General features: G+C 52.5%; 26 protein-coding genes. 6 read left to right on the plus strand and 20 right to left on the minus strand.

Features of this window, described 5'->3' with window-relative positions; all coding sequences use genetic code 11:
• Positions 1 to 245: 245 nt before the first annotated feature.
• The 5 genes from frlA (at position 246) to frlR (ending at position 5,121) form a co-directional block, all read left to right on the plus strand.
• Positions 246 to 1,583 carry a fructoselysine/psicoselysine transporter gene (gene frlA, locus LG381_RS02390; protein ID WP_233074296.1) on the plus strand — a complete coding sequence of 446 codons (1,338 nt, stop codon included), beginning with the start codon at positions 246 to 248 and terminating at the stop codon, positions 1,581 to 1,583.
• A 21-nt stretch (positions 1,584 to 1,604) separates the two neighbouring features.
• Positions 1,605 to 2,627: a fructoselysine 6-phosphate deglycase gene (gene frlB, locus LG381_RS02395; RefSeq protein WP_105290260.1), complete on the plus strand. Its 1,023-nt coding sequence runs from the start codon at positions 1,605 to 1,607 to the stop codon at positions 2,625 to 2,627.
• Positions 2,628 to 2,677: 50 nt separating this feature from the next.
• On the plus strand, positions 2,678 to 3,505 hold the full coding sequence (gene frlC, locus LG381_RS02400) for a fructoselysine 3-epimerase (RefSeq protein WP_225761975.1): 828 nt from the start codon (positions 2,678 to 2,680) through the stop codon (positions 3,503 to 3,505).
• The gene (frlD, locus tag LG381_RS02405; protein ID WP_175119069.1) at positions 3,505 to 4,290 is read left to right on the plus strand and encodes a fructoselysine 6-kinase; all 786 of its coding nucleotides are present in this window, start codon (positions 3,505 to 3,507) and stop codon (positions 4,288 to 4,290) included. The genes frlC and frlD overlap by 1 nt, the downstream gene beginning before the upstream one ends.
• A 99-nt stretch (positions 4,291 to 4,389) precedes the next feature.
• Entirely contained in the window at positions 4,390 to 5,121 is a 732-nt protein-coding gene (frlR, locus tag LG381_RS02410) for a DNA-binding transcriptional regulator FrlR (protein ID WP_225761976.1), read from the plus strand.
• A gap of 150 nt (positions 5,122 to 5,271) precedes the next feature.
• Here the strand turns inward: frlR and LG381_RS02415 are convergent, their stop codons facing one another.
• The 20 genes from LG381_RS02415 to hofM form a co-directional block, all read right to left on the minus strand.
• A complete protein-coding gene (locus LG381_RS02415) occupies positions 5,272 to 6,357 on the minus strand; it encodes an aminotransferase class I/II-fold pyridoxal phosphate-dependent enzyme (RefSeq protein WP_000847117.1) in 1,086 nt (361 codons plus the stop codon).
• An 11-nt stretch (positions 6,358 to 6,368) separates the two neighbouring features.
• Complete coding sequence (locus tag LG381_RS02420) at positions 6,369 to 7,673, minus strand: YhfT family protein (protein WP_000366826.1); 1,305 nt, start codon at positions 7,671 to 7,673, stop codon at positions 6,369 to 6,371.
• Between the two features lie 11 nt (positions 7,674 to 7,684).
• Entirely contained in the window at positions 7,685 to 8,038 is a 354-nt protein-coding gene (locus LG381_RS02425; protein ID WP_024212436.1) for a DUF2620 domain-containing protein, read from the minus strand.
• Positions 8,039 to 8,048: 10 nt separating this feature from the next.
• Positions 8,049 to 8,927 carry a phosphotriesterase-related protein gene (locus LG381_RS02430; protein ID WP_032226647.1) on the minus strand — a complete coding sequence of 293 codons (879 nt, stop codon included), beginning with the start codon at positions 8,925 to 8,927 and terminating at the stop codon, positions 8,049 to 8,051.
• On the minus strand, positions 8,924 to 10,150 hold the full coding sequence (locus LG381_RS02435) for a phosphopentomutase (RefSeq protein ID WP_225761977.1): 1,227 nt from the start codon (positions 10,148 to 10,150) through the stop codon (positions 8,924 to 8,926). The genes LG381_RS02430 and LG381_RS02435 overlap by 4 nt, the downstream gene beginning before the upstream one ends.
• Positions 10,151 to 11,314, minus strand: a complete 1,164-nt coding sequence (locus LG381_RS02440; protein ID WP_225761978.1) for a YhfX family PLP-dependent enzyme — start codon at positions 11,312 to 11,314, stop codon at positions 10,151 to 10,153. It lies immediately after the preceding gene.
• Between the two features lie 83 nt (positions 11,315 to 11,397).
• The gene (locus tag LG381_RS02445) at positions 11,398 to 11,760 is read right to left on the minus strand and encodes a hypothetical protein (protein WP_010348351.1); all 363 of its coding nucleotides are present in this window, start codon (positions 11,758 to 11,760) and stop codon (positions 11,398 to 11,400) included.
• 16 nt (positions 11,761 to 11,776) lie between these two features.
• Entirely contained in the window at positions 11,777 to 12,682 is a 906-nt protein-coding gene (gene yhfZ, locus LG381_RS02450) for a GntR family transcriptional regulator YhfZ (RefSeq protein WP_225761979.1), read from the minus strand.
• A gap of 161 nt (positions 12,683 to 12,843) precedes the next feature.
• Positions 12,844 to 13,848: a tryptophan--tRNA ligase gene (trpS, locus tag LG381_RS02455; RefSeq protein ID WP_225761980.1), complete on the minus strand. Its 1,005-nt coding sequence runs from the start codon at positions 13,846 to 13,848 to the stop codon at positions 12,844 to 12,846.
• Positions 13,841 to 14,599 carry a phosphoglycolate phosphatase gene (gene gph / locus LG381_RS02460; RefSeq protein ID WP_000032690.1) on the minus strand — a complete coding sequence of 253 codons (759 nt, stop codon included), beginning with the start codon at positions 14,597 to 14,599 and terminating at the stop codon, positions 13,841 to 13,843. Before gph ends, trpS begins: the two co-directional genes overlap by 8 nt.
• Positions 14,592 to 15,269 (minus strand): ribulose-phosphate 3-epimerase, encoded by a 678-nt coding sequence (rpe, locus tag LG381_RS02465; protein WP_000816280.1) that lies wholly within the window; start codon positions 15,267 to 15,269, stop codon positions 14,592 to 14,594. Before rpe ends, gph begins: the two co-directional genes overlap by 8 nt.
• A 17-nt stretch (positions 15,270 to 15,286) precedes the next feature.
• Entirely contained in the window at positions 15,287 to 16,123 is an 837-nt protein-coding gene (dam, locus tag LG381_RS02470) for an adenine-specific DNA-methyltransferase (protein WP_000742146.1), read from the minus strand.
• A 106-nt stretch (positions 16,124 to 16,229) separates the two neighbouring features.
• Positions 16,230 to 17,531: a cell division protein DamX gene (damX, locus tag LG381_RS02475; protein WP_225761981.1), complete on the minus strand. Its 1,302-nt coding sequence runs from the start codon at positions 17,529 to 17,531 to the stop codon at positions 16,230 to 16,232.
• Positions 17,532 to 17,621: 90 nt separating this feature from the next.
• Complete coding sequence (gene aroB / locus LG381_RS02480) at positions 17,622 to 18,710, minus strand: 3-dehydroquinate synthase (RefSeq protein WP_000439868.1); 1,089 nt, start codon at positions 18,708 to 18,710, stop codon at positions 17,622 to 17,624.
• 56 nt (positions 18,711 to 18,766) lie between these two features.
• Positions 18,767 to 19,288 carry a shikimate kinase AroK gene (gene aroK, locus LG381_RS02485; protein WP_000818618.1) on the minus strand — a complete coding sequence of 174 codons (522 nt, stop codon included), beginning with the start codon at positions 19,286 to 19,288 and terminating at the stop codon, positions 18,767 to 18,769.
• 400 nt (positions 19,289 to 19,688) lie between these two features.
• The gene (gene hofQ, locus LG381_RS02490; protein WP_225761982.1) at positions 19,689 to 20,927 is read right to left on the minus strand and encodes a DNA uptake porin HofQ; all 1,239 of its coding nucleotides are present in this window, start codon (positions 20,925 to 20,927) and stop codon (positions 19,689 to 19,691) included.
• A complete protein-coding gene (locus LG381_RS02495; RefSeq protein WP_001264128.1) occupies positions 20,839 to 21,243 on the minus strand; it encodes a DUF2531 family protein in 405 nt (134 codons plus the stop codon). Before LG381_RS02495 ends, hofQ begins: the two co-directional genes overlap by 89 nt.
• Positions 21,233 to 21,673 carry a DNA utilization protein HofO gene (gene hofO, locus LG381_RS02500; protein WP_001093899.1) on the minus strand — a complete coding sequence of 147 codons (441 nt, stop codon included), beginning with the start codon at positions 21,671 to 21,673 and terminating at the stop codon, positions 21,233 to 21,235. Before hofO ends, LG381_RS02495 begins: the two co-directional genes overlap by 11 nt.
• On the minus strand, positions 21,657 to 22,196 hold the full coding sequence (locus LG381_RS02505; RefSeq protein ID WP_222680812.1) for a PilN domain-containing protein: 540 nt from the start codon (positions 22,194 to 22,196) through the stop codon (positions 21,657 to 21,659). The genes hofO and LG381_RS02505 overlap by 17 nt, the downstream gene beginning before the upstream one ends.
• On the minus strand, positions 22,196 to 22,975 hold the full coding sequence (gene hofM / locus LG381_RS02510; protein ID WP_105281184.1) for a DNA utilization protein HofM: 780 nt from the start codon (positions 22,973 to 22,975) through the stop codon (positions 22,196 to 22,198). The genes LG381_RS02505 and hofM overlap by 1 nt, the downstream gene beginning before the upstream one ends.
• A 119-nt stretch (positions 22,976 to 23,094) precedes the next feature.
• Between hofM and mrcA the strand changes: the two genes are divergently transcribed.
• Positions 23,095 to 25,647: a peptidoglycan glycosyltransferase/peptidoglycan DD-transpeptidase MrcA gene (mrcA, locus tag LG381_RS02515; protein WP_016159535.1), complete on the plus strand. Its 2,553-nt coding sequence runs from the start codon at positions 23,095 to 23,097 to the stop codon at positions 25,645 to 25,647.
• Positions 25,648 to 25,781: the final 134 nt, after the last annotated feature.

A 25,781-nucleotide genomic window follows, 5' to 3' on the forward strand; every position in this document is an offset into this window, starting at 1 on the left:
GATCCCCCGAGGGCGTATTTGTTTCTATGCCCTTCTTTCCCCCTGCCTGTAAAAATAATTTCATTTTAATTTCAATGCGATAGTCATTCACTCCCGCCACAACACGATCCTGTGCAAAATTTTGTGATCTTCCTCCACAACACATAACATTATATGTTGTTATATTCATCATGCATTGTCATGTTACCTTTTAAATGACTGCAAACTCTCCCCTACAACGTGTTGGACAAGAAAAAGGTATCGCTATGGGAAGCCAGGAACTCCAACGCAAGCTCGGATTTTGGGCCGTTCTTGCAATCGCCGTCGGGACAACCGTCGGCTCCGGTATTTTCGTCTCCGTGGGTGAAGTCGCTAAAGCGGCGGGAACGCCGTGGCTGACGGTGCTCGCTTTTGTCATCGGCGGGTTAATTGTGATCCCGCAAATGTGCGTCTATGCGGAGCTATCAACCGCTTATCCGGAAAATGGCGCAGATTATGTTTATTTAAAAAATGCCGGTAGCCGACCGCTGGCTTTTCTCTCCGGCTGGGCCAGCTTCTGGGCCAACGATGCGCCTTCACTGTCAATCATGGCGCTGGCGATTGTCAGCAATCTTGGCTTTTTAACGCCTATCGATCCTCTGCTCGGTAAATTTATCGCCGCCGGGTTAATTATCGCCTTTATGCTGCTGCATCTGCGATCCGTCGAAGGCGGCGCAGCGTTTCAGACGCTGATTACCATCGCCAAAATTATCCCGTTCACTATCGTCATTGGCCTTGGGATCTTCTGGTTTAAAGCGGAGAATTTTACCGCCCCTTCCACCACCTCGATTGGCGCGACGGGCAGCTTTATGGCGCTACTGGCGGGGATCTCTGCCACCAGTTGGTCGTATACCGGCATGGCCTCCATCTGCTATATGACTGGTGAAATCAAAAACCCCGGCAAAACCATGCCGCGAGCGCTGATTGGCTCCTGCCTGCTGGTTTTAGTGCTTTACACCCTGCTGGCGCTGGTGATTTCCGGGCTGATGCCCTTCGATAAACTCGCCAACTCTGAAACGCCGATTTCCGACGCCCTGACCTGGATCCCCGCACTCGGCAGCACCGCCGGGATCTTCGTTGCCGTCACGGCGATGATCGTCATTCTCGGCTCGCTTTCCAGTTGCGTGATGTACCAGCCGCGCCTGGAATACGCGATGGCGAAAGACAATTTGTTCTTCAAATGCTTCGGGCATGTGCATCCGAAATACAACACGCCAGATGTTTCCATCATCCTGCAAGGGGCGCTTGGGATCTTCTTCATCTTCGTTTCCGATCTCACCAGCCTGCTGGGCTACTTCACGCTGGTGATGTGTTTCAAAAACACCCTCACCTTCGGCTCCATCATCTGGTGTCGTAAACGCGACGATTACAAACCGCTGTGGCGTACTCCGGCTTTCGGGCTGATGACTACCCTCGCCATTGCATCAAGCCTCATTCTGGTTGCCTCAACTTTTGTCTGGGCACCTATTCCCGGCCTTATCTGCGCCGTCATCGTTATTGCTACTGGTCTGCCTGCTTACGCCTTCTGGGCGAAGCGGAGCAGCCAGCTCAACGCTTTGTCGTAATGTTATCTGGAGAAAAGTGAAATGTTAGATATTGATAAAAGCACCGTGGACTTTCTGGTCACCGAAAATATGGTTCAGGAAGTAGAAAAAGTACTCACCCATGACGTTCCGCTGGTGCATACCATCGTGGAAGAGATGGTGAAGCGCGACATTGATCGTATTTATTTCGTTGCCTGCGGATCGCCGCTCAACGCGGCGCAAACGGCGAAACATCTGGCGGATCGTTTTTCCGATCTTCAGGTCTACGCTATTTCCGGCTGGGAGTTCTGCGATAACACCCCGCATCGCCTCGACGATCGTTGTGCAGTGATTGGCGTTTCTGACTACGGTAAAACCGAAGAGGTAATCAAGGCGCTGGAACTGGGCCGGGCCTGCGGTGCACTCACTGCGGCGTTCACCAAACGCGCGGACAGCCCGATTACTTCGGCGGCAGAGTTTACCATTGATTATCAGGCCGACTGCATCTGGGAAATTCACCTGCTGCTCTGCTACAGCGTGGTGCTGGAGATGATCACCCGCCTCGCGCCAAACGCGGAAATCGGCAAGATCAAAAACGATCTTAAGCAATTGCCGGATGCGCTCGGTCATCTGGTGCGTACATGGGAAGAGAAAGGTCGCCAGCTCGGTGAACAGGCCAGCCAGTGGCCGATGATTTACACGGTTTCTGCGGGACCGCTGCGTCCGCTGGGTTACAAAGAAGGCATTGTAACGCTGATGGAATTTACCTGGACCCACGGCTGTGTGATTGAGAGCGGTGAGTTCCGCCACGGCCCGCTGGAGATTGTTGAACCGGGCGTTCCATTCCTGTTCCTGCTCGGCAATGACGAAAGCCGCCATACCACCGAACGCGCCATTAACTTTGTCAAACAGCGTACCGACAACGTGATCGTCATCGATTACGCCGAAATTTCGCAAGGGCTACATCCGTGGCTGGCGCCGTTCCTGATGTTCGTGCCGATGGAGTGGCTCTGCTACTACCTGTCAATTTACAAAGATCACAACCCGGATGAACGCCGCTATTACGGTGGTCTGGTGGAATATTAATCCCCTCTCCCGGCCTGGCAACGGGCCGGATTTACGCAAGGAGTTATCCGATGAAAACAGGTATGTTTACCTGCGGCCACCAGCGGCTGCCTATTGAACACGCATTCCGTGACGCAAGCGAGCTGGGTTACGATGGCATTGAAATTTGGGGCGGGCGTCCGCATGCCTTCGCGCCGGACTTAAAAGCAGGCGGCCTCAAACACATTAAGGCACTGGCGCAGACGTATCAGATGCCGATTATCGGTTACACGCCAGAAACCAATGGTTATCCGTATAACATGATGCTGGGCGATGAGCATATGCGTCGCGAAAGCCTCGACATGATCAAGCTGGCGATGGATATGGCGAAAGAGATGAACGCCGGTTATACGCTGATTTCTGCGGCTCACGCGGGTTATCTCACGCCGCCTGATGTTATCTGGGGGCGGCTGGCAGAGAACTTAAGCGAATTGTGCGAGTACGCGGAAAATATCGGTATGGATTTGATCCTCGAACCGTTAACGCCGTATGAATCGAACGTCGTGTGTAACGCCAACGATGTGCTTCATGCGCTGGCGCTGGTGCCTTCGCCGCGTCTGTTCAGCATGGTCGACATCTGCGCGCCGTATGTCCAGGCAGAGCCGGTGATGAGTTATTTCGACAAACTGGGCGATAAACTGCGTCATCTGCATATTGTCGACAGCGACGGAGCCAGCGACACCCATTACATCCCCGGTGAAGGCAAAATGCCGTTGCGGGAGCTGATGCGCGATATCATCGACAGAGGTTATGACGGTTACTGTACGGTGGAACTGGTGACGATGTATATGAACGAACCCAGACTCTACGCCCGCCAGGCGCTGGAACGCTTTCGCACGCTGCTGCCGGAGGATGCGTGATGAAAACCCTGGCGACAATCGGCGATAACTGCGTCGACATTTACCCGCAACTGAATAAAGCATTTTCTGGCGGTAATGCGGTGAACGTGGCAGTGTATTGCACTCGCTACGGCATAAAGCCAGGATGCATTACCTGGGTGGGTGACGATGACTACGGCACGACGCTTAAGCAGGATCTTGCCCGCATGGGCGTCGATATCAGCCATGTCCATACGAAACACGGCGTTACCGCACAAACTCAGGTGGAACTGCACGACAACGATCGCGTTTTTGGCGACTACACCGAAGGCGTGATGGCCGACTTTGCCCTGAGCGAAGAGGATTACGCCTGGCTGGCGCAGTATGACATTGTGCACGCGGCAATCTGGGGACATGCGGAGGACGCATTCCCGCACCTGCACGCAGCGGGCAAACTTACCGCTTTCGACTTCTCCGACAAGTGGGACAGCCCGCTCTGGCAGACACTGGTGCCGCATCTCGATTTTGCCTTTGCCTCCGCGCCGCAAGAAGACGAGGCGCTGCGTCTGAAGATGAAGGCGATTGTTGCCCGTGGCGCAGGAACAGTGATTGTCACGCTGGGCGAAAACGGCAGCATTGCCTGGGATGGCGAACAGTTCTGGCGTCAGTCTCCTGAACCGGTGACGGTTATCGACACCATGGGTGCCGGAGATTCGTTCATTGCCGGATTCCTTTGCGGCTGGTCTGCGGGGATGACATTACCACAGGCGATGGCGCAGGGAACGGCGTGTGCAGCGCAAACCATTCAGTATCACGGTGCCTGGTAGGCATAACGTTGGCGTGAGGATCTTCACGCCAACGTGCTGTTACTTGCCGGAAAACGACCCTATAATCCGTGTAATTCATTCTTTATTTCAGGGTCGATTATGTCAGCTACGGACCGCTACTCTCATCAACTGCTCTATGCCACCGTCCGCCAGCGGCTGCTGGATGATATCGCGCAGGGAGTTTACCAGGCTGGGCAACAGATCCCTACCGAAAACGAGCTGTGTACGCAGTACAACGTCAGCCGCATCACCATTCGTAAAGCCATCAGCGACTTAGTGGCGGACGGTGTACTGATCCGCTGGCAGGGTAAAGGCACCTTTGTGCAAAGTCAGAAAGTTGAAAACGCCCTGCTGACCGTTAGCGGCTTTACCGACTTTGGTGTTTCGCAAGGTAAACCGACGAAAGAGAAAGTGATCGAGCAAGAGCAGGTCAGCGCCGCGCCGTTTTGCGAGAAGCTGAATATTCCTGGCAACAGCAAAGTGTTCCGTCTCAGCCGGGTGATGTATCTTGATAAAGAGCCGCTGTTTATTGATAGCTCGTGGATCCCATTGTCACGTTATCCTGATTTTGATGCGATTTATGTCGAAGGCAGCTCCACCTATCAGTTATTTCAGGAGCGTTTTGACACGCGAGTGGTCAGCGACAAAAAGACCATTGATATCTTTGCCGCTACGCGCGCGCAGGCAAAATGGCTGAAGTGTGAACTGGGCGAACCCTTGTTTCGCATCAGCAAAATCGCCTTTGATCAGAATGACAAACCAGTGCACGTTTCGGAACTCTTCTGCCGCGCCAATCGCATCACCTTAACGATTGATAACCAACGACATTAACCGTAGGCCGGATAAGATGCGCCAGCATCGCATCCGGCGATGCTGGCGCACTGAATTTTACATCCCGCACATTCCCCTCATCCTCCCCCTCTCCCCAGAGGGGCGAGGGGAATGTGCGGTGCGGAATTTAGCTGACGGTGCTATCCAGCATTAAATACTGGCAATACTCTCACGCAAAATCCGCAGCACCGTCTCTTCACCACTACGATTCGGATTAATGCGAATCGCACAATGTTCTAATTGCGGATTCGCCTGGCGAAACGTTCCGGAAAGGCGATAAAAGAGCGGCGGGATCTCATATTTCGACTCCGCGCCCACCGGATACGGTAACGCACCGCGTTTCTGCGCTTCTTCCAGCACCCTGGCGGCAATCGGCTGATGAAACTCCACAATCAACACCTTCGACTGCGCATTGGCAATGACGGCACTTTTAACTTCCGGCACTGCGCCGCCGTTAAGTAAAGCCAGCAGCCGTTCAGAAACGCCCGCCTGTACCGCATGCATCACCGGCGCGAAAACCAGCCCACGCAAGACTTCCTGCGCCTGAGAGCCCTGGATCTGACTACCGCCGGAATAGAGCGTAGCGCGAATACGGTTGATAACGTCGGCATCGCCTACCACCGCACCAACACCCTCTGGCCCAAATAGCTTGAAGCAGGAAAATGTCGAGACATTCGCCCCGCATTCGCAGCCGATTCGCGCCACCTTCATTACCGCATAGTTATCATCGGTTAACGCAGGAACGCCAGCCGAGCGCAACGTTGCCAGCACCTCTGCCAGAATGTAGCGATCCTGCGGCTGCTGGCGCGTATGCTGCACCAGCGCCGCATCAGGTTGTTGCTCGTCTACGACCTGCTTAAGTGCCGACAGGTCATTGAAATCAACAGTAATAAGCGTCAGCCCCATCTGTTCAATGATGACGCGTGTCGTCGGATAAACGGGCGCGTCATGCACCAGAAGACGCTGCCCTGGTTTAAGCAAAGCCGCCAGCCCGGCACGAATCGCTCCTGTGCCAGCGCCTTGCACCAGCACCGCCGCTGGCGCATGAAACGCATCTGCCAGCACCTGCTCCACACGCTGGGTAATGCGAGGCTGATTCAGCCCCGGCGTTAATCCCAAATCACCGCAGGTAAGAAATTCGCTACCAGGAAAATGGCGACAAATGCTATCCACCAGCGCAAACTGCTTCTGCTGCGCTTCAGCAATGGTCAGACTTTTCAGAGGAAACGTCTTCATAAGTGCATTCCTTAAGCCGGAACAAACAGGCCAAGCCAGTAAAGTACATTCAGCAGAATACCGGTAATCATTACTGCCACCACTGGTGCCGCCATTTTTTGTACCGGACGACCGAGAGATTCGTTGAGGAAGTAAATGGCAACCGCGATGGAGAATCCGGTATAGCCTGCCATTTTGATTGCCGCGAAAATCGAGCCGACCAGCAGCGCCACTTCCATCAACATATTCATGGCGTTACGGATGTTATCCGACGCATTACGCACTGACGGGTAGCGTCCCAGCCATTTGCCGATCGAACGAAGTAACAGGACTTCCGCCGAAATAACTACGGCGCCTAATACCGCCGCAATCATCGGATTCGGCGAGAGATAGCCCACCGCATAAACAAAGGTAAAGCCCGCAACCGCATACACACCAGTGGCTAACGCGGTGGTGGCAATCAACGGTACAAAACCCAGCCCGCGCATAAATTCCGCCAGAGCCGCCTGATTAATCAGCGTTTGCGATTGTTCCGGCGTTACGCCTGCGGAGTACGCTTTCTCAAGGGTGAAAATAGACACTTCGCTACCGGCAAAAATCTTCATGCTGGCAACGGCAGCAATCAATGCTCCCACGATGGCGATATACGGTAAGTTTTTGATAATCCGCGACGTGCGCTCTTCAAACACCGAAAGCCCGCTGGCATCGATGTCATTTTCATCACGATGACGCAGGTCGTGAGTAATGGCGATCCCCAGCAGCATTACCATGCCAATAAAGATTTCGATGGATTCCGGATTAAGATGCGGGAAAAAACGCACCACCACCACACGGGTCATCAACACGACGGCAGCGGCGATCAGACTTTGCTTCCAGCCAAACTGGTAGAAAATCGCCACCAGTGGGAACAGTGCAAAAGCTGAAACCACCGGCGAGCTAAGTTCCCCCAGACTACCTAATACATCCACCGGTAGCGCGGTCAGCAGCTGGTTTACTGGCAACAGGCAGGTAAGGATCAACACGCCCCAGATAGCGCCAAGACCAAACGCCATCAGGCTGTTTATCGCCAGTACGCCGAGAATATCGGTAGGAAGAAAAAGCAGCCATGCATTGAGCAAGCCGGTTTTCAGGGTAAAAGAGATCCCCACCGAGGCCACAAAACCAATGCTCAGACCAAAAGCGATACTCCCCGCCTCGCGACGGTTCATATAGCCTTCAATCAGTTGTGGCAGGATCGGGCGAATACCATCATGGAAAACAGCCGCCGAGCGATGCGCCAGAAATGATGTCATACCGGTCAGGCACGCCACCAGGATAATCTGGATATACAGATCCATAGTCGTGCCTTTTATTTCAGATGGTTAATCAGCATCGGAATCGCATGTTCGACGTGCTCAACGGAAAGCCCAAACGCCACTTTCCCTTCGGCGATCATTTTGGCGATATGTTCGTCTTTCGCTTTAATGCCCGGCCTGGCAATAGTGCAACTTTTGTTATAGCCAATCACCGCGATGGCAATCGACAATGCCGCACCCGCACCGGTATTACACGCGCCGATGTAGTAATCCAGTTGCCCGGATTTCACTTTCATTGCCGCTTCCATGTCGTTATGAATGAAAACTTCAAAACAGCCAGGAGCCGTCGCTTCAATGGTTTTTTTAATCTGCTCACGCTGTAAGCCTGCAACGCCAATCTTTTTCATGAGTCTGTCCTTATTGGAAAAATTGAGAGGGATTTTCACGTAACATCACATCCACATCGGCCTGACTGAATCCTGACTGGCGCAGTTGTGGAATAAAGGTGGTAAATAAATAGTCATAGCCATAACCACCGTTGGCTTTTAAATGAGAGCGACGCGTGATATCCATCGACAGCATGACGCGGTTCAGCAACCCACGGTCGCGTAGCGCATGAAGCATCGCAATACGCTTTTCGTCCGGGTAGTAACTGTTCTTGCCAATGGTGTCGAACTGCACATACGCGCCGAGTTCGATCATCTTCAAAATGTTGTCGAGGTTGTCTTTCAGATCGCAGTGCCCGACGGTGACACGCGAAAGATCAACTCCGTGGGCTTGCAGTAGCGCCAGTTGCTCCAGCCCCATCGTGCTAAAAGAGGTATGCGTGGAGATCGGACATCCGGTCTGGTTATGCGCCAGCGCGGCGGCAATAAACACCTTCTCTTCCAGCGGCGTAATCTTTCCTTCGCTGGAACCAATCTCTGCGATGATCCCGGCTTTCAGGTCGGTGCCATCGATACCCTGTTCAATTTCATCGACCATCTCTTGCGCCAGTTCCTGCACGCTGCGGGTCGCCACATGTTCCGGGAAAAACGCGTCCTGGTAATAACCGGTACAGACCACCACGTTGATCCCCGTCTCGCGCATCACATCAAGCATGAATTGCGCATTGCGCCCCATGTAGCGGTTGGTCATCTCAATCACATTACGCACGCCCTGCGCCATCAGGTCGTTCATCTCCTGACAAATGAACGCATATTGATCAAGGCGGCAATCTACGTTGTTTTTAAAGCCGGAGAGATCAATATGCAGATGCTCATGGGCAAGGGTGTAGCCGGTCGAGTCGATGGTCATAAAGAGTCACCCTGAAAGCGAAAGGACGATAAAAAGGAAGTGCCGTTTTGTGGCGGCGATGCGCGGAAAAATTCACATACAGTGGCTCCTACGTCAGAGAGCGTGGAACAAACCCCCAGACGAGTTGCAACCAGCCCTTGCTGATAAACCAGTACCGGCACCACTTCGCGGGTATGGTGGCTATGTCCAATGGTCGGGTCGTTACCGTGATCAGCCATCACGATCAGGCAATCATCCGGCTGCATCGCCTCAACAAGGCGAGTAAGGTTACGGTCAACGACCTGCAAACGTTCGGCATAACGTGCGACGTCTTCTGCATGACCGGCAAGATCGGTTTCCTGGATATTGGTGCAAATAAACGCGGTCTGATGAGCGTTAAACTCGTCGAGGGTGATATCCATAATCTGCTGGCTATCCACCAGATTTTGCCAGCTCACGCCATAAGGATTACTGACGATATCCGCTACCTTTCCCACCAGAACCGTAGGTATGCCCGCCTGATACAACTGTTGCGGCACCTGCACTTTTTCATCAACGCCGTAGCCCATATGCACGACCTGGAAGCCGTTGTCATAAGCGCCAGAACGCGGCGCATTGATGCCAATAAAACGTCCTTCTTTGCTTTCTACGGCATCGAGAATGCGCTGGCTGTCCGCTAACAGCCCCCCAAATGTGATCACTCTGCCAACCTGAACTTGCTCACGCACCACACGACCTATTTTGATGACTTCATCGAACGGTATTACGGAGAGATTGGCGGTAACGTTATAGACCTGGCCTAAATCCGCTTCGAGATTGTCACCAACTGCCACGGCCTGGTTAACCCACAGAAACTGCAACTCATCGCCACGGCGCTCTACTTGCCAGCCCGCAGTAATTAATGCTTGCTCAACACGGTCAATAACATCACGAAAGGGCATCCGCAGCGGCGGCAGTGGTCGCGTACCTAAAATTTCCTGATGTCCCATAAAGGTATCGCCACCTTCATGTTGCAGTTCCGCCACACCCCAGACTGCGGAATCCGATGGCTGCATATCTCCGGGGGCATAGCCCAGAGCATTAATAAGCCCTAACTTCTCCAGCATTGGCAGTTGTAAATGCGGTAACTCACAAAGAATGTGACCGCAAGTATTGGCTCCGGCATCCTGCGGGCGTACCCGCGTGACATCTTTCATTGCTCCCACGCCGAAGCTATCAATCACTAACACCACAAATCGCGCCATTTACGCCTCCAGAAGGTTGCCGAGGCTGTCATAACGGCCTACGATTTCCGGCGCTCTGTGCTGAATACCGGACACCAGCACGACATCACTGCGGGTAACAAAAATTTGTGTACGAAAACAGAGCACCACCGCGCTACTCACCGGAAACTCACCCGCCAAAGGCAAGGTGTAGTCGATGCTGCTGTCATCCACAGCTTTGAGATATGTTTCAGTAATGCTTTGATTTTCTGGCGTAAACACCAGCGCATGTTGCGCATGACCACGACGGTAATAGCCGCCGCCATAGCAGTAGCTATCGCCACGAAAATGATGGGATATTTCGCTTAACCAGAGCATGGCTACGCGTTCAGGCTGGTCACCCTGTTGGTTTGCCGGAATGGTGCCCGTCAGCGCATGACCAGGTTCGGCATGAGTAACACCGTATTCCGCCAGCAATGGCAGCGAAGTACAGCTGGTTGCTGAAGGTGCGTTTAATTGCTCAACAGCAACACCAGATTCCGCCAGCTGGTTGCGGGCATTGACCAACGTCTGGAGGTTCGGCGTCGGCAAAACTTTCCCGGCACTCTCATTCCATAGCAGGCAAGGGAAATGGGTAAGTCCCGCTAAATGGAGTCCTGACAGTTTTTGGATTTCAGCGACAATTTCCTGCAACGAATGTTGAGCAAAACCACTTTCCTGTCCCGGATAAAGAAAATCATCGTCGCTATAAACTTTGAGCAGCACAGACTGAATCCGCCCCGCTTTCACCGCTGCCGCAGACACTTCCCGCGCTTTGGCAAGGGTAAACACGGTGATGACGTCGGTGCCCTGTTCAACGGCATCAGCGACCTGGTGACAAGGGATTTGCACCAGATGCCCCTGATGCGCCACCGGCAAACCTGCGCGGCGCATCACTCGCGCCTCTTTGTAATCCACCGCCACAATACCGCTGTATCCCAGCGCCAGCAGTTTTTCCGCCAGCCACGGATTGCGACCGAACTGTTTGGTCATCAGATACAGCTCAATACCATAAAGCCGAGCCGTCTCAATCAACCGCTTACCGTTTTCCAGTACCTGATCCACGTCGATAACCCAACTGTCCGGGGCTATCTTGCCCTGCTGCCACAGGTTTAGTGCGGCAGAAATCAGTGCCGGGTTCTGGCGTTTCAATGCTTCTACAAACATCTTGTTGCCTCGTTTCTGTTCCTTGAATCAAATATTCATTTTTTTGAATATTTAAGATATGCGACGTGGATTTGTTGTGGGCTTCAGACCTCTTCGTTAGCGGCCATCCATAATCCATAAAGGTTGGCCAGCAAATAGCCTTCTTCACACGGGTTAACTTCCAGCGCGAATCCCTGCAATAACACCTGGTGCAACTGCATGATCGCTGGCCAGTGGCGACATTGCGACAGTTCAGCCAGCAACTCGTCATCCAGTGGCTGGATCTGTTCGCCGCGACGACTGCGCATCAGCGCACTCGCCATATGTATCATTGCCATCGTTCCCTGCTCACTGCGCACTGGTAGATGGCATTCTGTTTCCAGTACGTTGACGACCTGCATCATGCCTTTGCAGATGTCCTTATCGATGACCCCTGCATCGCAAAGCAGGTTGAGTCTGGTTTCCATTTTAGATGCCTTTCGTTTAATAACTGGGTTCCTGTTCCCCACTGACCACTCGCTGTTGATGGGCAAGCAGGGCGTGTTTATCAACAACCGCACGCAGCAATTGTTGCATCGGGTAATCATCGGCTCGCGTCAAAACCACGGCTTCAGTAGCCTGTAAAAATCGCGGATCGTCTGTGAGCGGCGTGGCTTCTAATCCCAGCATGGTCAGTTCGTTTTCCGCCACCACGTTCCAGATAACCGCATCGACATCGCCTTTAACAATGCGCTGTAAACTCTCGTGATAAGAGAGATCGACTCGCTCCACATCGCTACTGCCAAAAAAGACATCGGTCATGATTTTCTGATCTGCCGAACGGTTATCCAGCCCCACGCGCTTCACGTTACCGGACTCCCCTTTACGGCAAATCAACTGGTGCTCGCCAACGTAGGTATGCGGCCCCAACTCCAGCGCAAGACATAATCCTTTTTGCGTGAGATAACTTTCTGCCGCCAGTCGCGAAACTACCGCCATGTCATAGACACCGTTAAGCAAACACTCCACGCGAATATCCGCACCACGCATATGCGCATAGTAAAAAGGAATGCCATCAAACTGAGCTTTTAATCCGCTCGCTAAACCTTCGTACAAGCGGGTATAGGGCAAGGGCATCGCACATACCACATTGTTGATATCAACATGGGTCAGCAGTTCTTTGTTATCCATCTCTACCAGATAACTGCCATTGCGCCCACGGCGTTCAATCCGTATCGCTCCGCTTGATTCCAGCGTTTTCAACGCTGCCTGCGTCAGGCCAACGGATGAACGGCATTCAGTTGCCAGTTCATCTATAGTTTTCAGGCGATTACCACACTTTTCACCTAACAAATAACGAGCCAGCGTCGTGATGACGACGCCTTCTTTTTTGATAAACGTTCGACGCATAATAAATTTTCAATAAAATGAATATTTATATCTTCATGAAAATGAAGATAAGGCGCAACAAGCAGATGTGGAAACGGCGAGATGCTTCACATTTTTTTGGGTTATTGCAAATAACGACGTAAAAAAACCGGGTTTCCCCGGTTTTTGGTATCAATAGTGAATTAAGGCTTCGCCACAAAACCAATCGCTTCGTAAACCGCTTTCAACGTGCGGGAAGCGTGTGCGCTGGCTTTTTCTGCGCCGTCTTTCATTACCTGTTGCAAGAAGGCTTCATCATTGCGGAAACGGTGATAACGCTCCTGCAATTCAGTCAGCATACCGGAAACCGCTTCAGCTACTTCGCCTTTCAGGTGACCATACATCTTGCCTTCGAACTGTTTTTCCAGTTCCTGAATGCTTTGGCCCGTTACAGCAGAAAGGATATCCAGCAGGTTAGAAACGCCCGCTTTGTTCTGCACGTCGTAGCGAACTACCGGCGGCTCGTCGGAGTCAGTGACCGCACGTTTGATTTTCTTCACTACCGATTTCGGATCTTCCAGCAGACCGATAACGTTATTGCGGTTATCGTCAGACTTGGACATCTTCTTGGTCGGCTCCAGCAGTGACATTACGCGCGCGCCAGATTTCGGAATAAACGGCTCCGGTACTTTAAAGATATCGCCATACAGCGCGTTGAAACGCTGGGCGATATCGCGGCTCAGTTCCAGGTGCTGTTTCTGGTCTTCGCCGACCGGCACCAGATTGGTTTGATACAGCAGGATGTCCGCAGCCATCAGCACCGGATAGTCAAACAGACCAGCGTTAATGTTCTCGGCATAACGCGCAGATTTATCTTTAAACTGCGTCATGCGGCTCAGTTCGCCGAAGTAGGTATAGCAGTTCAGTGCCCAGCCTAACTGCGCATGTTCCGGCACGTGAGACTGAACAAAAATAGTGCTTTTCTCAGGATCGATACCGCAAGCCAGGTACAACGCCAGCGTATCCAGCGTCGCTTTACGCAGCTTCTGCGCATCCTGGCGCACGGTGATGGCGTGTTGGTCAACGATGCAGTAAATGCAATGGTAATCATCCTGCATGTTTACCCACTGACGCAGCGCACCCATGTAGTTACCAATGGTCAATTCACCTGAAGGCTGTGCGCCACTAAAAACGATGGGCTTAGTCATTTTTCGATTCCTGATTTTCGCTTTGCGGAAGCCCTAATGCGGGCAGAAGGTCATTTATAGAGTGATAAATTACATCAGGCTGGCTGAGATCGATAGCCTCGCCGTAGTTATATCCGTAGGTTAAGCCAACTGAAGGGCAACCGGCTGCTTTTGCTGCCTGAATATCATTGCGAGAATCGCCGACAAACAGCATCTGTTGCGGGGCAATGCCCATACGTTCAGCCACCAGTAGCAGCGGGTCCGGGTGGGGTTTTTTGTTTTGTACGTCATCGCCGCCGATAACCACGCTAAAGTATTTTGCGATATCTAAGGCTTCCAGCAGCGGGGCGACGAACGGAGTTGGTTTGTTGGTAACCAGACCTAGCGGCAGGCCTTTAGCCTGCAATGCGCCCAGCGTATCGGCAACGTGCGGGAACAAAAACGTGCCTTCTTCAGCAACTTCGCCATAGTAACGATCAAACAGCTTACGCAGAATACGTACTTGTTCTTCTGCCGGAATATCGTCATCAACGGGCGGTTTGCCCATCGTTTTACGCAGCGTCGCACGTTCCTGACGCGCCCAGGTCAATGCCCGCTCCATCAGCACATCTGCGCCATTACCAATCCAGGTAATAACACGCTCTTCGCCTGCAACGGGCAACTCCAGCGCATACAGCGCCATATCTACCGCAGCAGCCAGACCGGGAGCACTGTCAACCAGCGTGCCATCGAGATCGAAGGCAACGCCGCGAATATCTTCAAACTTACTCATGACTTACCTTTGCCAGTTCACTGCGCATTTCATCAATGACTTTTTTATAGTCTGGCTGGTCGAAAATAGCGGAGCCAGCGACAAACATATCCGCGCCCGCCGCAGCGATTTCGCCAATATTGTTCACCTTCACGCCACCGTCCACTTCCAGTCGAATGTCGAAGCCAGACTCGTCGATACGACGACGTACTTCGCGCAGTTTATCTAACGTTTGTGGAATGAAAGACTGACCGCCGAAACCAGGGTTGACGGACATCAGCAGGATCACATCCAGTTTGTCCATCACGTAATCCAGATAGCTCAGCGGTGTCGCCGGGTTAAATACCAGCCCCGCTTTACAGCCATTTTCTTTAATCAGTTGCAGCGTGCGATCAACATGCTCGGAGGCTTCAGGATGAAAGGTAATGATGCTGGCACCTGCGGCAGCGAAATCCGGCACAATGCGATCAACCGGTTTCACCATCAGATGTACATCGATAGGGGCGGTAATGCCGTAATTACGCAAGGATTTCAGCACCATTGGTCCAATCGTCAGGTTGGGAACATAGTGGTTATCCATGACGTCAAAATGCACGACATCAGCGCCAGCTGCCAGGGCCTTTGCGGTATCTTCACCCAGGCGGGCAAAATCAGCCGACAGAATTGAGGGGGCAATCAAATACTGTTTCATCCGCTTCTCCTTGAGAATTATTTTTTCGCGGGTGAAACGACTCCTGGTTTGTACAAAGCCAGCAGTTCGTCCACCTTTTTACGTGTGCCGCCGTTGCTGCTTATACTGCGTCGAACTTTGACGACATGCAATTTTGCGCGCTGATACCACTCGCGCGTTAGCGCCGTATCATGGTTAGAAATCAGTACCGGGATCTGACGGTTAACCAGACCTTCGGCGATCTCCGCCAGATGCGCCTGTTGTTCAAGAGTAAAACTGTTTGTGTGATACGCCGTAAAGTTGGCGGTCGCAGATAGTGGTGCATAAGGCGGATCGCAATAGACGACAGATGCATCATCTGCGCGCGCCATGCTATCGGCATAAGACTCACAATAGAAAAAGGCATTCTGCGCTTTTTCAGCGAAGTGATACAACTCAGCTTCCGGGAAATAGGGTTTTTTGTAGCGGCCAAACGGCACGTTAAACTCACCGCGCAGATTGTAACGACACAGGCCGTTGTAACCGTAGCGGTTCAAATATAAAAACAGTACCGCCCGACGGAACGGATCCTGGCTTTTGTTGAACTCTTCGCGGAACTGATAGTAAACCTCGGCGCAATTTGTCTCAGGAACAAACAGCTCGCGGGCAGCCTGTACGTACTCATCAGTACGCATCTTCACAATGTTGTAGAGACTAATCAGGTCGCTATTGATATCGGCAAGGATATAACGAGAAAAGTCGGTGTTGAGAAACACCGACCCGGCACCCACAAAAGGTTCAACCAGACATTCACCCTTAGGCAAATGCCGTTTAATATCATCAAGCAAGGGATATTTGCCCCCTGCCCACTTCAAAAAAGCGCGATTTTTCTTCATGCTGACTAACTAATTACACCTTCTCCGGCTGTGGAGAAAGCTCCGACAGCATCCAGCGCTTCAGGCAACTCCCGCAACGATAAACCATTGCGGGAGATAACCTTGATTACTTCAGATCGGCCTGTACCTGACGCAGCGGTTTCGCCCACGGGTTTTTGGCCTGGACATCTGCTGGCAATGTAGATACCGCTTTTTTCGCTTCTTCTTTTGAAGCGTACACGCCAGAAACCAGTACATACCACGGCTGACCATTACGCGTCGTTTCATAGACAACGTAGTTTTTCAGATTCTCTTTCTTCGCCCAACCGTTCAGGTTGTCGTAGTTAGAAGAACTGCTCAGCTGCAGAGTGTAATGGCTGGACGGTGCCGATTTCAACGAACCAACATTACCTGCGGTCTTCGCTCCAGCGGCTGGTGTTGCCGTGGTTTGCGCCGGAGATGCCGTCTGTACTGGAGCCGTAGTCGCCGTCTCTTTTGGTGCTGCTGGCGTTGTGGCTTGCGTAGAAGTCGCAGCCGGTGCCTTTGTGCTCGCCACAGGTGCAGCCGGTTCAGTACGCTTCGGCGTCTGTGCTACCGGCTTCGGTTCCGTTTTCACAGTTGCTTGTGGTTTTTTCGGTTCAATCACCGCCTGCTGACGTGCCGGACGCGTAGTGGTCGGCCGTTCAGCGGTTTGCGCTTTCGCCGTATCACGCGATGCGTTGCCATTACGAACTGGCGCTACAGTCGCGGGTTCGGTTGGCAGCGTGGAGTTGACCGCCACATTGTTCAACTGCTGCTGATTTTGCGGCTGGGTCAGCGCGTTATTCAGGTCACCCTGCACTTCAACACGTTGTTGACCATCCGTTGCCGCCGGGGTTTGCCCCTGGGTCGGCGTAGAAGAAATCGGCGGCAGAGAAACATCCTGCTGGGTATTTTCCGCAGACGTGGTTCCCGGCGCTGGCTGCACGCCATTTGCCTGATCAGTCGCATTGCCAGCAAGATCAATACTCTTCTCACCAGACGCGGTTTGATCGCTGGAAGAGGTCGAGGGGGCTTTTAGCGCAGAACCGATACCGATGATCAACAGCAGCAGAACCAGAATACCGACGCCCATCATCATATACTGACGAGAAGCCGGTTTGCTGGCTGCTTTTTTGCGCTTACGCGGACGACGCTCTACACGCTCTTCATCCACAGCGTCATCTTCGGAATCATCAATTTCTTCTTCGATTTCCGGTTCCTCATTGCGCTCTTTTTGCGCACGAGTCGGACGGCGATCGTCAGTTTCATCAAGTTCAATATCATCAAAATTGATCTGCGGTTCGCCACGTTCAGTACGTTCTGAACGCTCAGAAAATTGACGAGAACGACCAGTACGACGATCGCTGGGATCGGGTTTCAGCTCGTCTTCTGGTTTGAATTCATCCATTTAACACCCCACTAAAAGGTTAATGCTTACCACGTTGCAATTAACCTGAAGCTAATAGACCGCTGATAAGCGGCCGGACCTTTCTTGTTGTTACGCTGATTGACAATCGGTAATAGCGTTAAGAACAAGTTCGTGCGATACGCCGCCGCGAACTTCACTCTTACCAATTGCCAGCGGAAGAATTAAGCGCATCTCTCCCGCAAGGACTTTCTTGTCACGCAGCATATGCGGTAAATACGCCTGCGCGGACATTTCGCGCGGCCCATTAACCGGTAATCCAGCCCGCGTAAGCAGGGTAATAATACGCTGCGTTTCGGCAGAACTAAACTGCCCGAGACGTTCCGACGTCCGCGCCGCCATCACCATACCCGCCGCGACTGCTTCACCGTGCAACCAATTGCCATACCCCATTTCCGCTTCAATAGCATGACCAAAGGTATGTCCCAGATTCAGTAAAGCACGTAAGCCGGATTCGCGCTCGTCGGCAGCGACAACTTCTGCTTTCAGCTCACAGCAACGACGAATACAGTACGCCATTGCCGGACCATCCAGATTGAGCAGCGCATCCAGATTATCTTCCAGCCAGTTGAAAAACTCACCGTCAAGAATAATGCCGTATTTGATGACTTCCGCCAGCCCCGAAGCTAACTCTCTCGGAGGAAGCGTTTTCAGACAGTCGAGATCCACCACCACTGATGCTGGCTGATAAAAAGCGCCAATCATATTTTTACCGAGGGGATGGTTGACTGCGGTTTTTCCGCCAACGGAAGAGTCCACCTGCGACAGCAATGTCGTCGGGACTTGAATGAAGCGAACGCCGCGCTGATAGCTCGCCGCTGCAAAACCGGTAAGATCGCCTACTACGCCGCCGCCAAGCGCCACCAGCGTCGTATCGCGACCGTGCGGTTTTTGCAACAACGCCGTAAAAACGGTGTCGAGTACTGCCAGGCTTTTATACTGCTCGCCGTCAGGGAGGATAACGCTATCGACGTTAACACCCGCCTGTTCAAGTACGCTGCGAACCTTATCGAGATACAGAGGAGCCAGGGTTTCGTTGGTGACCAACATCACCTGCTCACCCGATTTCAGCGGTAAGAATGAAGCTGGTTCGTTAAACAAACCAGATGCGATGGTAATTGGGTAACTACGTTCCCCGAGAGTGACGACTATCCTCTCCATAACGCGACATCCACCTTAATTACTGTACCCGCAGACGAGTGTATATAAAGCCAGAATTAGTTGCTTTCCAGCATGTGAATAATCTGGTTTGCGACCACTTTGGCGCTTTGATCATCAGTACGAATGGTCACGTCGGCAATCTCTTCATACAGCGGATTGCGTTCATTAGCCAATGCTTCCAGAACTTCACGCGGCGGTGTTTCAACGTGCAGCAACGGGCGTTTTTTATCACGCTGCGTGCGCGCAAGTTGCTTTTCGATGGTCGTTTCAAGATAAACGACAACGCCACGTGCGGAAAGACGGTTACGCGTTTCGCGGGATTTCACAGAGCCGCCGCCAGTAGCCAGCACAATACCCTGTTTCTCGGTCAACTCATTGATGACCTTTTCTTCGCGATCGCGGAAGCCTTCTTCGCCTTCTAAATCGAAAACCCAGCCCACATCAGCTCCGGTTCGTTTCTCAATCTCTTGATCGGAATCGTAAAATTCCATATTGAGTTGTTGAGCTAACTGGCGCCCAATAGTGCTTTTTCCGGCACCCATAGGCCCAACCAGAAAGATATTGCGTTTCTCTGCCATTTTTTCGGTACTACTAAGACTATTCGTTAATGATAAACCCGCTTCGCTCAGAGAGCGCCGCAGGACATGAACTGAAACCTCATAAAATATTGCGAGAGTCAGACTGAAAATTATCTCAATACTCCAGCGGGTTTGGCAACTGAATAAATTGCCCATCCCTCTGCATATCTGGTCGCTGCAGGTGCACTGCCTTGCTATCACCGCTCTGGCGATAAATCACCGGGTAAGATTAGCGTAAAAAAGACAGCAAAATGCCGCGTGAAAGATAAATCACCATCATAAAACGCAGGTAACAAAGAGCACCGACTCTCAAATCGGTACTCCTTGTATGCTAAATACCTGCGCACGTCAAATAGATGAAACATGTTCAGCATGAAAACATCGCCGTTTTTGCGGCAGTTTACTCACTGGAAACCAACCGTGGCGTGATAAATACCACTAACTCGCGTCGTTCATCTTCTTTTCCGTCATGACGAAATAATTGCCCGAACCAGGGGATGTCGCCCAACAGCGGTACGCTATCCTGACCCGATTTATTTTTACGGGTAAAAATACCACCCAGTGCCAGCGTTTCTCCGCTTTTTACTTCAACCTGCGTTTCGATCTCCTGCTTATCAATCGCCAGCACTTCGCCATCAGCTTGTTGTAGCACCTGTCCCGGAACGTTCTGGCTGATGTGTAATTTCAGTCGGATGCGACCTTTTTGTAACACCGTGGGCGTGACTTCCATTCCCAGTACGGCCTCTTTAAATTCCACCGACGTCGCGCCGCTTTCACCACTGGAAACCTGATACGGGATCTCGCTTCCCTGTTTAATGCTGGCAGGCTGGAGATGTGAGGCCAGCAGACGCGGGCTGGCGATAATATCCAGTTGCTGTTTTTGTTCGAGCGCGGAAAGCTCCAGATCCAGTAAACGCCCGTTGATACGCCCAATGTTAAAACCGATATGCGTCGTTGCCGTTGCCACAGAGAGATCGCCGCCGAGCGTGGTCACTTGCCCAACGCCGCCGGTTTGTTGCGCATCGGCCAGCGTCCATTTCACGCCTAACTCGCGCAGACTTTTTTCATTAATGGTGACAATGTGCGCCAACAGTTCAACCTGCCCGACCGGCAAATCCATTTGCGCTACCCACTGCTCCAGTGCGCTTAACGCCGTTTTGTTATCACGCAGCAAAAGGCGATTAGTACGTTTATCGACAGTCATGCTGCCTTTGGCGCTAAGTAGCTTTTCTCCTGCTTTCGCCAGCTCTACGGCGTCGGCGTATTGCAGAGTAATATTGCGATTTTCCAGCGGCAGATTTGCCTGCACCCGCGCCTGTTCAGCCTCCTGACGGGCGATATTGTCATTCTGCCAGGCAACGGAATGCACTGAAAGAATGTTGCCTTCCTGGCGCGTTATCAGCCCGGCGCTTTTCACTACGGTTTGTAGTGCCTGTTTCCAGGGAACGTCAGTGAGATGTAACGACACCGTACCATTGACGTCTGGCGAAACCACCAGGTTTAACTTCTCCTGTTCAGCCAGCGCCTGTAACACCTGAGCCACCGGAACGTCATCCACCATCAGCGTCACTTTTTGCGGCTTTGCCGCCTGTACGCTGGGTATCATCATCAACAGTAGTGCGGCTATCCATTGCTTCATTTTTATCTCCTTGCCGTTGCCACAACCACTGTGGCGGTTCGCAGTTTTTTCCAGTTCCCAGCGTTAATGTTTCTGGCGTCAGTTGTAAAATTGTCCAGCCATTCTCCAGCACATCGTTTTGCTCCACCCGTCGCCATTTTTTTTGCCCATCTTTTATTACGCCAATAACGCGCTCGCCTCGCCCTACCATCCCCTGATAACGCCACTGGGTAAGTTCGCTAATCCGGCATAGATCTTCCGGCGGCTTAAAAGGGTCACGCATACCGGTTAAAAGGCACAAGGCAATACCTGCCAACAACCCGCGTTTAACCCTCATGCGGCATCTCCAGTTGTAGCGTGAACAAAAGATCATCACCTTCCACGCTTAATGAAAAACGGCTCACGCTGACGTTGCGCTCTGCCAGCCGTGTAAATGCCGACGGCACCGCTTCCCAGAACGTTTTCAACGCCAACTCGCCTCCCTGAGCGGATGGATGCCAGTAAAGCAGTTGCGCGCCGGGCAACTGAAAATCCAGTGGCGAAAAGGACAGCGTTTTTTCTTCGCTGATGGGAGTGGTGTCTACCAGGCGATAAAGTGCAGTCCATTGCTGGTGATGACTTGCCCGCAGTCGAATTAATGCGTCACTCTCTTCCTGGTGTGCCGAGGAAAGAAAAATGAGCGTAACTAACATCAGCAACCAGACTGCCCAGCAAAACTGGCGGATACGGAGTGATGTCGCGAACCACCAATCAAAGAGAGTGTTCATCGCTAACCGTCCTTGTTAACTGATACTCAAATTGCCAGCGTCCTTGTGCATCTTGCTGCGTGGCTCCACGCTGGTTGAGTTGAAAAGAAGTATCCTGGCGGAGTGCTTTTTCCAGTGCGTTTAACACAGTAATGTTCGTCGCAAGTCCCTTTACCTCCAGCGTTCCCTGCTGCCAGCGTATCGTTGTCAGCCAGGCATGTTCTGGTAAAAGTACCGCCAGTGACTCCAGCGCAGATTGCCAGTCGCGGGTAAATTGTCGCTGGCGCTGACGTTGCAAACGCTGTTCGCGTAATTGTTGGCGTTCCAGCAAACGTGGTTTACTGGTTTGTAGGGTGCTGGCGCGTTGTTGTTCCGCCTGAAGCAAAACAGCGTCAACGCGTACTTCAGCGTTGGTTGTCAAACGCAGCATGAGCGTTATCCCGACAGCCAGCAGCAGAGGAGCAACGAACATCAGCAACCAGAAGCGAAGAAAGGCCGTCCGGCGTTGCTCTCGCCAGGGCAAAAAATTGATTGGCGGATTCATCAGTACCCCTCCCCAAGCGCCAGCCCCAGCGCGATAGCAAAGTTTCCACCTGGTGGCGGTAGTGGCGGCTGACGCACAGAAACCGCATTCCAGGGGTCAAATCCGCCTTCGCCGCATATCGCGAGACTTTCAGAATTAATGGCTAACGTCGCGGCCAGTTCATTCGCGCTTGTCATCCCCACCGCCAGTTTGCGTCCCCAGCTATAACGCGTCGCCCATAACCACTGTTCGTTATCACGCCAGGCCAGACATTGCTGATGAGAAGGTAAAAAAGGCAGGAATCGCTGCAAAGCGCAGGCGTCTGGGGTAATCGCACTAACGTGAATACGCAATCTTTCTGCCAGGCTAAGCAGCGTTGCCAGCTCTTTGCTTTGCGCGGCGGTCACGTTATAAGCGGGACTTAGCGAATCTTCGCTGTAATCAAAGCGCAGGGAGTCCGGTTCCATATCCAGCTCGCGAGCCATCGTACCTGTCAACCAGGCCATTTGCTCCCGTTCGCCCAGGGACATTGCCGGACGCGGAAATGCCCTTTGTAACGTTCGGCTAGCGGGAAATGCCAACATAATGTGATGACGGTGTGGCAGTTCACGACTCCACGGTAACAACGTTTTAGTCAGCCGTTCCGCGTCAATAATGCGCCCATCTTTGATAATGTCGGTCGCCAGCGGCAAACGCCACCAGCGTTGCAAAAAGCATTCTTTCGCGCCACGCACGATAGCAACCGCCACCGCTTCTTGCTGTTGTAAATGCAAACCAATTTGCCAGGTCTTAAATGCCATTGTGATGATCTCCTTATCCCCCGTCACTCTGACGGGTATATCAATGCGTCTGGCTTGCCTTTATACTACCGCGCGTTTGTTTATAAACTGCCCAAATGAAACTAAATGGGAAATTTCCAGTGAAGTTCGTAAAGTATTTATTGATCCTTGCAGTCTGTTGCATTCTGCTGGGAGCAGGCTCGATTTATGGCCTATACCGCTACATCGAGCCACAACTGCCGGATGTGGCAACATTAAAAGATGTTCGCCTGCAAATTCCGATGCAGATTTACAGCGCCGATGGCGAGCTAATTGCTCAATATGGTGAAAAACGTCGTATTCCGGTTACATTGGATCAAATCCCGCCGGAAATGGTGAAAGCCTTTATTGCGACGGAAGACAGCCGCTTCTACGAGCATCACGGCGTTGACCCAGTGGGGATCTTCCGTGCGGCAAGCGTGGCGCTGTTCTCCGGTCACGCATCGCAAGGGGCGAGCACCATCACCCAACAACTGGCGAGAAACTTCTTCCTGAGTCCAGAACGCACGCTAATGCGTAAAATTAAGGAAGTCTTCCTCGCGATTCGTATTGAACAGTTGCTGACGAAAGACGAGATCCTCGAGCTTTATCTGAACAAGATTTATCTCGGTTACCGTGCCTATGGTGTCGGTGCTGCGGCACAAGTCTATTTCGGTAAAACCGTCGACCAATTGACACTGAACGAAATGGCGGTGATTGCCGGGCTGCCTAAAGCCCCTTCCACCTTCAACCCGCTCTATTCAATGGATCGAGCCGTCGCGCGGCGTAACGTCGTGCTGTCGCGAATGCTGGACGAAGGGTATATCACCCAACAGCAGCTCGATGAGACACGCACCGAAGCGATTAACGCCAACTATCACGCACCGGAGATCGCCTTCTCAGCGCCATATCTCACCGAAATGGTACGTCAGGAGATGTATAACCGTTACGGCGAAAACGCTTATGAAGACGGCTATCGCATTTACACTACCATTACCCGCAAAGTGCAGCAGGCCGCACAGCAAGCCGTGCGTAATAACGTACTGGACTACGACATGCGTCACGGCTATCGCGGCCCGGCCAATGTGCTGTGGAAAGTAGGTGAATCAGCGTGGGATGACAAAAAGATTACCGATACGCTGAAGGCGCTGCCAACCTATGGTCCGCTGCTACCTGCCGCAGTCACCCGCGCCAACCCGCAGGAAGCAACAGCAATGCTGGCGGACGGAACATCTGTGACGCTGCGTATGGAAGGGATTCGCTGGGCACGGCCTTATCGCTCCGATACTCAGCAGGGACCGACGCCGCGTAAAGTGACCGATGTTGTGCAAACAGGTCAGCAAATCTGGGTTCGCCAGGTGGGCGATGCCTGGTGGCTGGCACAGGTGCCGGAAGTGAACTCGGCGCTGGTATCGATCAATCCGCAAAACGGCGCAGTTATGGCGCTGGTCGGTGGTTTTGATTTCAATCAGAGCAAGTTTAACCGCGCCACCCAGGCACTACGTCAGGTGGGTTCGAATATCAAGCCGTTCCTCTACACCGCAGCGATGGATAAAGGTCTGACGCTGGCAAGTATGCTGAACGATGTGCCAATTTCCCGCTGGGACGCAGGCGCGGGTTCTGACTGGCAGCCGAAAAACTCACCGCCGCAGTACGCCGGTCCAATCCGTTTACGTCAGGGGTTGGGCCAGTCGAAAAACGTGGTAATGGTACGCGCAATGCGAGCAATGGGCGTGGACTATGCCGCAGAGTATTTGCAACGCTTCGGCTTCCCGGCACAAAACATTGTCCACACTGAATCGCTGGCACTGGGTTCCGCTTCCTTCACGCCGTTACAGGTGGCGCGCGGGTACGCAGTAATGGCTAATGGTGGATTCCTGGTCGACCCCTGGTTTATCAGCAAAATTGAAAACGACCAGGGCGGCGTGATTTTCGAAGCGAAACCGAAAGTAGCCTGCCCGGAATGTGATATTCCGGTGATTTACGGTGATACGCAAAAATCAAACGTGCTGGAAAACAGCGACGTTGAAGACGTGGCTATCTCTCGCGAACAGCAGAATGTTTCTGTGCCAATGCCACAACTGGAGCAGGCTAATCAGGCATTAGTGGCGAAGACTGGTGCGCCAGAATACGCACCACACGTCATCAGCACACCGCTGGCGTTCCTGATTAAGAGCGCCCTGAACACCAATATCTTTGGTGAACCTGGCTGGCAGGGCACTGGCTGGCGCGCAGGTCGTGATTTGCAACGTCATGATATCGGCGGGAAAACCGGGACGACCAACAGTTCGAAAGATGCGTGGTTTTCGGGTTACGGTCCGGGCGTTGTGACCTCGGTATGGATTGGCTTTGACGATCACCGCCGTAATCTCGGTCACACTACGGCTTCCGGGGCGATTAAAGATCAGATCTCCGGTTACGAAGGCGGTGCGAAGAGCGCCCAGCCAGCCTGGGATGCTTATATGAAAGCCGTTCTGGAAGGTGTACCGGAACAACCGCTGACGCCGCCGCCGGGTATTGTGACGGTGAATATCGATCGCAGCACCGGGCAACTGGCCAACGGTGGTAACAGCCGCGAAGAGTATTTCATCGAAGGTACGCAGCCTACACAGCAAGCGGTACGCGAGGTAGGGACAACCATTATCGATAATGGTGAGGCTCAGGAATTGTTCTGATTAAAAAGGCGCTTCGGCGCCTTTTCAGTTTGCAGACAAAGTGCGCGTTGTTCATGCTGGATGCGGCGTGAACGCCTTATCCAGCCAACAAAATCGTCGAAACTCAATACATTGCAGGAACCACGTAGGCCTGA

The sequence above is a fragment of the Escherichia sp. Marseille-Q3837 genome (genome assembly GCF_916618735.1).
Taxonomy (GTDB): Bacteria; Pseudomonadota; Gammaproteobacteria; order Enterobacterales; family Enterobacteriaceae; genus Escherichia; species Escherichia ruysiae.